This is a genomic window from Burkholderia sp. Se-20378, assembly GCF_017104665.1.
Taxonomy (GTDB): Bacteria; Pseudomonadota; Gammaproteobacteria; order Burkholderiales; family Burkholderiaceae; genus Burkholderia; species Burkholderia lata.
Genome location: NZ_JAAGPG010000318.1, coordinates 1 through 9585, shown reverse-complemented (window position 1 = coordinate 9585; position 9585 = coordinate 1). Strand labels below are relative to the sequence as shown.

At 67.6% G+C, this 9585-nt stretch carries 7 protein-coding genes; 6 read left to right on the top strand and 1 reads right to left on the bottom strand.

Annotated features, from left to right (window positions below; all coding sequences use genetic code 11):
- Positions 1–328: 328 nt before the first annotated feature.
- The 6 genes from queA (at position 329) to G3N93_RS26465 (ending at position 8116) form a co-directional block, all read left to right on the top strand.
- Complete coding sequence (gene queA / locus G3N93_RS26490) at positions 329–1408, top strand: tRNA preQ1(34) S-adenosylmethionine ribosyltransferase-isomerase QueA (protein ID WP_206134295.1); 1080 nt, start codon at positions 329–331, stop codon at positions 1406–1408.
- 90 nt (positions 1409–1498) lie between these two features.
- The gene (gene tgt / locus G3N93_RS26485) at positions 1499–2686 is read left to right on the top strand and encodes a tRNA guanosine(34) transglycosylase Tgt (RefSeq protein WP_174939243.1); all 1188 of its coding nucleotides are present in this window, start codon (positions 1499–1501) and stop codon (positions 2684–2686) included.
- Between the two features lie 245 nt (positions 2687–2931).
- Positions 2932–3255, top strand: a complete 324-nt coding sequence (gene yajC, locus G3N93_RS26480) for a preprotein translocase subunit YajC (protein WP_006476868.1) — start codon at positions 2932–2934, stop codon at positions 3253–3255.
- Between the two features lie 106 nt (positions 3256–3361).
- The gene (gene secD, locus G3N93_RS26475) at positions 3362–5386 is read left to right on the top strand and encodes a protein translocase subunit SecD (protein ID WP_011350996.1); all 2025 of its coding nucleotides are present in this window, start codon (positions 3362–3364) and stop codon (positions 5384–5386) included.
- A gap of 16 nt (positions 5387–5402) precedes the next feature.
- Complete coding sequence (gene secF / locus G3N93_RS26470; RefSeq protein ID WP_206134294.1) at positions 5403–6353, top strand: protein translocase subunit SecF; 951 nt, start codon at positions 5403–5405, stop codon at positions 6351–6353.
- 206 nt (positions 6354–6559) lie between these two features.
- Positions 6560–8116: a S41 family peptidase gene (locus tag G3N93_RS26465; RefSeq protein ID WP_206134293.1), complete on the top strand. Its 1557-nt coding sequence runs from the start codon at positions 6560–6562 to the stop codon at positions 8114–8116.
- Between the two features lie 19 nt (positions 8117–8135).
- Here G3N93_RS26465 and G3N93_RS26460 read toward each other — a convergent pair whose 3' ends face one another.
- Positions 8136–9413, bottom strand: a complete 1278-nt coding sequence (locus G3N93_RS26460; RefSeq protein ID WP_011350993.1) for an MFS transporter — start codon at positions 9411–9413, stop codon at positions 8136–8138.
- Between the last annotated feature and the right edge of the window lie 172 nt (positions 9414–9585).

Sequence of the window (9585 nt, the reverse complement as noted above, 5' to 3'; positions counted from 1 at the left end):
CTGCCGTCGGCGCCGCGCTTCGGGCCGGCGCGGCGCGGCGCGGCACGCTCCGCGGAACCACGCTCCCCCGCGCTTTGCGCAGGTAGCGCGACATCCTCCGCGTCGAACGGATCGGCGGAATCGGCAACGGCGGCGGGGGAACGGCGTGGTGACACAGGCATCGGATCGTCTGGGTGCTTCGCAAGGCAAGTACAATAGCGGCTTTCACGTCGTCCGAACGAACGACGCCGGCCAGGCCGCGCATCCCGTCATCATAGCGGCTCGCGCGCCCCATTTACGCGTTTCCGCCCTGCCGGCGACGCCCGCCGGCCGCTTCGAACCAGCCCGCATGTTCACGCTTTCCGATTTCGATTTCAATCTGCCGCCCGAGCTGATTGCTCAAACCGCGCTGCCCGATCGCACCGCGAGCCGCCTGCTCGAGGTCGACGGCACCGTCACGCCCGCACGCCTGGTCGACCGCCATTTCACCGAGCTGCCGTCGTGCATCGCGGCCGGCGACCTGCTCGTCTTCAACGATACCAAGGTGCTGAAGGCGCGTTTCTTCGGCCAGAAGGCCAGCGGCGGCAAGATCGAGGTGCTGATCGAGCGCGTGACCGGCACGCACACGGCGCTCGCGCAGATCCGCGCGAGCAAGTCGCCGAGCGCCGGCACGACGCTGCGCCTCGCCGATGCGTTCGACGTGACGGTCGGCGAGCGCGTCGACCCGTTCTTCACGCTGAACTTCCCCGAGCCGTGCCTCGACCTGATCGAGCAGTACGGCCGCCTGCCGCTGCCGCCCTATATCGAGCACGACCCGGACGCGACCGACGAGACGCGCTACCAGACCGTCTACGCGAGCAATCCGGGTGCGGTCGCCGCACCGACGGCCGGGCTGCACTTCGACCAGCCGATGCTCGAGCGGCTCGACGCGATGGGCGTCGAACGCGCGACGCTGACGCTGCACGTCGGCGCCGGCACGTTCCAGCCGGTGCGCGTCGACAACATCGCCGAGCACAAGATGCACAGCGAGTGGTACGACCTGCCGCAGTCGCTCGTCGACAAGATCGCGGCAACCCGCGCACGCGGCGGCAACGTGATCGCGGTCGGCACGACGTCGATGCGCGCACTCGAAGCCGCGGCGCGCGCGGCCGACGAAGCGGGCCGCCCGCTCGCGGCCACGCAGGCCGAGACCGACATCTTCATCACGCCCGGCTATCGTTTCCGCGTGGTCGACCGGCTCGTCACGAACTTCCACCTGCCGAAGTCGACGCTGCTGATGCTCGTGTCCGCGTTCGCGGGCGTCGAGACGATCCGCGCCGCGTACCGGCACGCGATCGAGCAACGCTACCGCTTCTTCAGCTATGGCGATGCGATGCTGCTCACGCGGCGCGACGCGCCGGAAGCCACCGGCGTGCAAACCGGCGCCTGACCACGACACACCCTTTTCCCCGCCGCCGGGTGCCCGGCGGCGTTTCCAACATGCGCCGGACTGTTTTCCGGTAGCGAGGAGAATGACGCGATGACCGAAGGCTCATCCCACGATACGCACGCCCCCGTGCAGGACCGCCCGGCGAACGGGCTCGAATTCGAACTGCTGACGACCGACGGCCATGCGCGCCGCGGCCGCGTGAAGCTCAATCACGGCGTGGTCGAGACGCCGATCTTCATGCCGGTCGGCACGTACGGCACCGTGAAGGCGATCCAGCCGCGCGAGCTGCACGAGATCAAGGCCCAGATCATTCTCGGCAACACGTTCCACCTGTGGCTGCGCCCGGGCCTCGACACGATCGACGCGCACGGCGGCCTGCATGCCTTCATGGGCTGGAACAAGCCGATCCTGACCGACTCGGGCGGCTTCCAGGTGTTCTCGCTCGGCGACCTGCGCAAGATCACCGAGGACGGCGTCACGTTCGCGTCGCCGATCAACGGCGACAAGCTGTTCCTGTCGCCGGAAGTGTCGATGCAGATCCAGAAGGTGCTGAACTCCGACGTCGTGATGCAGTTCGACGAGTGCACGCCGTATGCGACCAACGGCGTGCCGACCACGCACAAGGAAGCGGCCGACTCGATGCGCATGTCGCTGCGCTGGGCGAAGCGCTCGCTCGACGAGTTCAACCGGCTCGGCAACCCGAACGCGCTGTTCGGGATCGTCCAGGGCGGGATGTTCGAGGACCTGCGCGACGAATCGCTCGCGGGCCTCGCGGAACTCGGCTTCCACGGCCTCGCGATCGGCGGGCTGTCGGTCGGCGAGCCGAAGGAAGACATGATGCGCGTGCTGCGCCACGTCGGCCCGAAGCTGCCGGCCAACAAGCCGCACTACCTGATGGGCGTCGGCACGCCGGAGGACCTGGTCGAAGGCGTCGCCAACGGTGTCGACATGTTCGACTGCGTGATGCCGACCCGCAACGCGCGCAACGGCTGGCTGTTCACGCGCTTCGGCGACGTGAAGATCCGCAACGCGACGCACAAGAACTCGCTGAAGCCGCTCGACGCGAGCTGCACGTGCTACACGTGCCAGAACTTCTCGCGCGGCTACCTGCATCACCTGCACCGCGTCGGCGAGATCCTCGGCGCGCAGCTCAACACGATCCACAACCTGCACTACTACCTGCAGCTGATGAGCGAGATCCGCGAAGCGATCGAGACCCACACGTTCGACGCGTTCCGCCTGCGCTTCGCGGAGGATCGCGCCAGAGGGGTCGACTGACGGACGGGCAGACGCGCGGGTGGCCCGATGGGCGGCCCGTCATATGGGACGTGTACTAAATAACGCGGCCCAACTGTCGAACCCGACCGCCAAATATTACAATTACCTTTCCAAACAAGTCGCAACGGTACCGGTTCGCGCTTTAACAGCTTGATCCGAAAGCGCATTTGCCGATCCGTTTGCGCATGGGGCCGGTGGTAGAATAACCGGCTTATTTTTCGATCTTCCCCTACGGAGAGACCAACGTGCCGTTCATTTCCAACGCGTTCGCCCAAGGTGCCGGTGGCGCCGAATCGAGCCTGATGAGCTTCCTGCCGCTCATCCTGATGTTTGCCGTGCTCTACTTCATCATGATCCGTCCGCAGATGAAGCGTCAGAAGGAGCATCGCAACATGCTCGCGGCCATGGCCAAGGGCGACGAAGTCGTCACGAGCGGCGGCCTCGTGGGCAAGGTGACGAAGGTCACCGAAGGCTACATCGGCGTCGAGATCGCCGAAGGCACCGAAATCACCGTGCAGAAGGCTGCGGTCACGACCATTCTGCCGAAGGGCACGATCAAGTCGCTGTAAGCCCTTCACCGAGCGTCCGGCTCCCCGCGCCGTGCCTGCCTGAGAGAGCGGGCCGCCGCGGCGCCGGACGCGACGCTTTCACGCCAACCACCCGTTCGGCTCCCTCATGAATCGTTATCCACTCTGGAAATATGTCGTGATGGTCGTGGCGCTCGCCATCGGCCTTCTGTACACATTGCCCAACTTCTTCGGCGAATCGCCGGCGGTGCAGGTGTCGAGCGGCAAGGCCACGGTCAAGCTCGACTCGACCACGCTGACCCAGGTCGAATCGGCGCTCGCCTCCGCGCAGATCACGCCGGACGACGTCACCTTCGAGAACACGGCGACCAACGCGAACATCCGCGTGCGCCTGAAGGACACCGATACGCAGCTGCGCGTCAAGGACCTGCTGCAGAAGTCGCTGAACGCCGACCCGAACGATCCGCAGTACGTCGTCGCCCTGAACCTGCAGAGCGCGTCGCCGCGCTGGCTGACTGCCCTGCACGCGCTGCCGATGTATCTCGGCCTCGACCTGCGTGGCGGCGTCCACTTCCTGCTCCAGGTCGACATGACGGGTGCGCTGACGAAGAAGCTCGACTCCGACGCGTCCGACGCGCGCACGCTGCTGCGCGACAAGAACATCCGCGACGGCGGCGTGAGCCGCGTCGACCAGTCCGTGGTCGTCAACTTCAGCGATGCGCAGACGGCGGAAGACGCCCGCAAGGTGCTCGCGCTGTCGATCACCGAACTGCAATGGGCGACCCAGCCCGGCGGTGGCGGCACGCAAGTCGTCGGCACGTTCACGCCGGCCGTGCAGAAGTCCGTCGAGGACGCCGCGCTCAAGCAGAACCTGACGACGCTCCACAACCGCGTGAACGAACTCGGCGTGTCCGAGCCGATCCTCCAGCAGCAAGGCAGCGACCGCATCGTCGTCGAGCTGCCGGGCGTGCAGGACACCGCGAAGGCGAAGGACATCATCGGCCGCACCGCGACGCTCGAGGCGCGCCTCGCCGACCCGATCAACACGCACCCGAACCCGAACGACCCGGTGCCGCCGGGTGAGGAACTGTTCACGCAGGGCAACCAGGCGCCGGTGCTGCTGAAGAAGGAAGTGATCTTCACGGGCGACCGCATCATCGATGCATCGGCCGGCTTCGACGATCACCAGCGTCCGTCGGTCAACATCCGCCTCGATTCGGCGGGTGGCCGCTCGGTGCGCGCGGTGTCGCGCGAGAACATCGGCAAGCCGATGGCGATGGTGCTGTTCGAGAAGGGCAAGGGCGAAGTGCTGACGGTCGCGACGATCCAGTCGGAACTCGGCGACCGCTTCCAGATCACGGGCCAGCCGACGCCGCAGGCCGCGGCCGACCTCGCGCTGCTGCTGCGCGCCGGTTCGCTCGCGGCTCCCATGGACATCATCGAGGAACGCACGATCGGCCCGAGCCTCGGCGCCGACAACATCAAGATGGGCGTCCACTCGGTGATCTGGGGCTTCTGCGCGATCGCCGTGTTCATGATCGCGTACTACATGCTGTTCGGCGTGGTGTCGGTGATCGGCCTGTCGGTGAACCTGCTGCTGCTCGTCGCCGTGCTGTCGCTGATGCAGGCGACGCTGACGCTGCCCGGTATCGCCGCTATCGCGCTCGCGCTCGGTATGGCGATCGACGCGAACGTGCTGATCAACGAGCGCGTGCGTGAAGAACTGCGCGCCGGCCAGCCGCCGCAGACCGCGATCCAGGCCGGCTACGCGCATGCATGGGCGACGATTCTCGACTCGAACGTCACGACGCTGATCGCCGGCCTCGCGCTGCTCGCGTTCGGCTCGGGCCCGGTTCGCGCGTTCGCGATCGTGCACTGCCTCGGTATCCTGACGTCGATGTTCTCCGCGGTGTTCTTCTCGCGCGGGATCGTCAACCTCTGGTACGGCGGCCGCAAGAAGCTGAAGTCGCTCGCGATCGGCCAGGTGTGGAAGCCGGAAGGCGCCGCTGCCGCCGCATCGTTCTCCGACGCAGACGAATCGACCGACACCGCACGTGCCGCGAAGCTCGCCGCGCCCGCCAAGGGCAACGCGCCGCGCGCCGCCGGCAAGCCGCAGCTGCGCAACCGCGCGCAGCAAGGCGTGTCGCCGAAGAAACCGGGCTCGACCCAATAAGGCCCCGGAGAAGACCATGGAATTTTTCCGCATCCGTAAAGACATTCCGTTCATGCGGCACGCGCTGGTGTTCAACGTGATCTCGCTGGTCACGTTCCTCGCCGCCGTGTTCTTCCTGTTCCACCGCGGGCTGCACCTGTCCGTCGAATTCACCGGCGGGACGGTGATCGAGGTGCAGTACCAGCAGGCCGCTGAACTCGAACCCGTGCGCGCGACGCTCGGCAATCTCGGCTACGCCGACGCGCAGGTGCAGAACTTCGGCACGTCGCGCAACGTGCTGATCCGCCTGCAGCTGAAGGAAGGCCTCACGTCCGCGCAGCAGAGCGACCAGGTGATGGGCGCGCTGAAGGCGCAGAGCCCGGACGTCACGCTGCAGCGCGTCGAGTTCGTCGGCCCGCAGGTCGGCCGGGAGCTCGCGACCGACGGCCTGCTCGCGCTCGCGTGCGTCGTGATCGGCATCGTGATCTACCTGTCGTTCCGCTTCGAGTGGAAGTACGCAGTGGCCGGCATCATCGCCAACCTGCACGATATCGTGATCATTCTCGGCTTCTTCGCGTTCTTCCAGTGGGAGTTCTCGCTGGCGGTGCTCGCGGCCATCCTCGCGGTGCTCGGCTACTCGGTCAACGAGTCGGTCGTCATCTTCGACCGGATCCGCGAAACGTTCCGCCGCGAACGCAAGATGAGCGTGCAGGAAGTGATCAACCACGCGATCACGACCACGATGTCGCGTACGATCATCACGCACACGTCGACCGAAATGATGGTGCTGTCGATGTTCTTCTTCGGCGGTCCGACGCTGCACTACTTCGCACTCGCGCTGACGGTCGGCATCATGTTCGGCATCTACTCGTCGGTGTTCGTCGCGGGCTCGCTCGCGATGTGGCTCGGCATCAAGCGCGAAGACCTGATCAAGGAAAAGAAGTCCGCGCACGATCCGGACGATCCGAACGCAGGCGCGCAGGTTTAAGCGCCACGCTGCTTCGGCACAGACGAAAAAGCCGGCCCGGTTGGGCCGGCTTTTTTCATGCCCGCGCCACTGCCATGCATCGCGCCGCCCGCTCGCCCTGCCCCGTCACGCGCGTCGGCTACAATCGTGACCGTCCCGCCGCGCCGCCTGCCGGCTGTGCGTCACCGGGACAGCACCTTCGCCCTCCGTTCAAACGTGCGGTCCCGATGATGCCTCCCACGCGTGTCGTTCTTCGCCTTGCCGTTTGCGCAGCCGTCACGGCCGCGCTCCTGCCGTGTGCGTCGTCCGTCGGGGCGCAACAGCCGGCGTCCGCCCCGCCCGCTTCTGCACCCGCTTCTGCACCCGCTTCCCCACCCGCCTCCGCCCAGCCGCCTTCACCCTGCCCGCCCGACTGGGAGCCGCAGATCTGCGAGCTCAAGGCGGCCGTCGAAGTGCTGAAGAAACAGCACCTGACCGACATCGACATCGGCGCGCTGCTCGACGCAACGACTCACGCGGGGATCAAGACGCTGCCGTACGCGCGTTTCTTCGACGCGAAGGAGGAGCAGGAGCGGCGCGACGACGAACGGCGCGCGCGCGACGGCACGCCCGGCATCGGCATCGTGTTCGAGACGCGGCCCGACGGGCTGCACATCGTCGACGTGATTCCCGACGCGCCCGCGGAAAAGGCCGGCGTGCGCCCCGACGATCTGGTCGTCGCGATGAACGATACGAGCGTCGTCGGCATCGATCCCGCCGACCTGACCAAACTCGCCAAGGGCGACGCGGGCGTGCCGCTGAAACTCACGGTCCAGCGCGGCCCGTCGCACACGGTGCTGAGCTTCGCGCCGGTGCGGACGATCCTCAAGCCGCATCCCGCGACCGCGAAACGGCTCGACGGCGACATCCTGTACACGCGGCTGTCGAGCTTTCCCGAGCCGGCGGTCGGCGACTACATCGATGCGGTGCAGGCGGCACGCCGCGCGGGCCCGCCGGTGAAAGGCGTGATCCTCGACCTGCGCATCAACGGCGGCGGCGCGCTCAATGCGGCGATCGGCATCACCGCGCTGTTCGCGGGCCGCGACCGCACCGCGATGGTGACGGTCGAGCGTGGCGACGCCAACCGCCGCCGCTACACGACCAACTGGCCCGATTACGAATTGCCGGTCATGCACGGCCAGGACCCGCTCGCACCGCTGCAGGCGGACGACTGGTGGCGCACCGTGCCGCTCGTCGTGCTCGTCGACGGACAAAGCGCGTCGGCCGCCGAAGCGACCGCGGCGGCGCTGAAGGATCTCGGCCGCGCGAAGCTGCTCGGCATGCCGACCTACGGGAAGGGGCTCGCGCAGACGGGCGTCGACCTGATCGACGGCACGCGCCTGAATTTCACGTACGCGCGCAACCTGCGGCCGAACGGCTGCCCGATGGACGGCTACGGCGTCGTGCCGGACTGGCTCGTGCCGCCACGCCGCGACTCGGACGTCGACGGCGTGCTGCTGTGGTACCGGGAAGCCGATCTCGCCCGCGCGCCGTACGCGGACCGGCTGGCGCCCGATCCGTTCGCGAAGGTACGCAAGGAACGGCAGAAGCTGCGCGAGCAACGTGCGCTCGCGAAGATCGATACGGCGAAGAGCGCGGCGCTGCCGCAGCGCGAGTTCGGCACGGCAACCGACTGGCAACTCGGGCAGGCGCTTGCCGCGCTCGCCGGGCGCCCGGTGCACACCATCGAAGCCAAACCGCAACTGATGCCGGCACGGCCCGTATGCGAGCGCGCTGGCAACTGACGCACGCCGCCCCGCCCGGTTACCGGAACCCGAACCGCTTGCGCAGCACGACCAGCGCCACGAGGCTCAGCACGGCCGCGAACATCAGGTAGAAGCTCGGCGCGGTCTTCATCCCGGTCGCCTTGATCAGCCACGCGATGATGAACGGCCCGAAGCCGCCGAAGATCGTCACCGCGACGTTATAGGCGAGCGACATCCCGGTCGTGCGCGTCTGCACCGGAAACACTTCGGACAGCAAACCCGGCAACGCCGCGAAGTAGCCCGTCATCAGGAACGCGAGCAGCACCTGCAGCGCGATCAGCGTGCCGAAGCCCGGATGGGCAACCAGGTACGCGAATGCCGGATAGATCAGCACGAGGATGCCGATGGCCGGCGCGATCATCACGCGCACGCGGCCGTAAGTGTCCGACCAGTGGCCGACGAGCGGCGCGAACGCCATCTGGATCACGCCGACGACGAGGATCGCCGCGAACGCGGCCGACGGCGCGAGGCCGAGCTGCTTCACGCCGTAGGTCGGCATGAACAGCACGAGATAGGTCGCGACGGTGCCGAGCACCACCACGCCCATCGCGGCGACCAGGCGTGCCTTGTGCGACGCGAACGTGTCGCGCAGCGGATTCGCGGTGCCTTCCGCCGCGAGGAATTCGGGGGTCTCGTCGACCTTCGTGCGGATGTAGTACGCAACCGGCCCGAGCAGCAGGCCGAAGAAAAACGGCACGCGCCACCCCCAGGAAGCCATCTGCGCGGCCGTGAGCTGCGCGTTCAGCACGGTGCCGAAGCCGGCGGCGAGCAGCGTCGTGAGCCCCTGGCTCGCCACCTGCCAGCTCGCGAAGAAGCCGCGCCGGCCCGGCACGTGCTCGGCGAGGAACGCGGTTGCGCTGCCGAACTCGCCGCCGGCGGAGAAGCCCTGCATCAGCCGCGCGGCGACGAGGATCACCGGCGCCGCGACGCCGATCGTCTCGTAGGTCGGCAGCACCGCGATGATCAGCGTGCCGCCCATCATCAGCAGGATCGACAGCGTGAGCGCGGCCTTGCGGCCCTCGCGGTCGGCATACGCGCCGAGCACGATCGCGCCGAGCGGGCGCATGAAGAACGACACGCCGAACGTGCCGAGCGTGAGCAGCAGCGACACGGTGTCGTTGCCGGCCGGGAAGAACAGCTTCGAGATCGTCACCGCGAAGAAGCCGTAGACGACGAGATCGAACCACTCGAGCGCGTTGCCGATCGACGCGGCGACCACCGCGCGCCACACGCGCGGCGACGAGGCAATGGAACGGGACTGCGTGACGGCATGCATCGGCGATCTCCTTGTCGTTGTACGTTCTGTTCGAGGCGGCCGCGCGTGCGCCGTCGGCCTGCCCGGCGCCGGGTACGGCGCTCGGGCGATTATAGGCGCGCAAATAAAAACCGCCGCGCCCCCTGACGGGAACGCGGCGGCGGGCTCGCGGCGGGCCGGCGCGAAGGCCGGA

Excerpts from the sequence above, each read along its gene's own strand:
- queA (WP_206134295.1), top strand. The coding sequence starts at position 329 with ATGTTCACGCTTTCCGATTTCGATTTCAATCTGCCGCCCGAGCTGATT.
- tgt (WP_174939243.1), top strand. The coding sequence starts at position 1,499 with ATGACCGAAGGCTCATCCCACGATACGCACGCCCCCGTGCAGGACCGC.
- secD (WP_011350996.1), top strand. The coding sequence starts at position 3,362 with ATGAATCGTTATCCACTCTGGAAATATGTCGTGATGGTCGTGGCGCTC.
- secF (WP_206134294.1), top strand. The coding sequence starts at position 5,403 with ATGGAATTTTTCCGCATCCGTAAAGACATTCCGTTCATGCGGCACGCG.
- G3N93_RS26465 (WP_206134293.1), top strand. The coding sequence starts at position 6,560 with ATGATGCCTCCCACGCGTGTCGTTCTTCGCCTTGCCGTTTGCGCAGCC.
- G3N93_RS26460 (WP_011350993.1), bottom strand. The coding sequence starts at position 9,413 with ATGCATGCCGTCACGCAGTCCCGTTCCATTGCCTCGTCGCCGCGCGTG.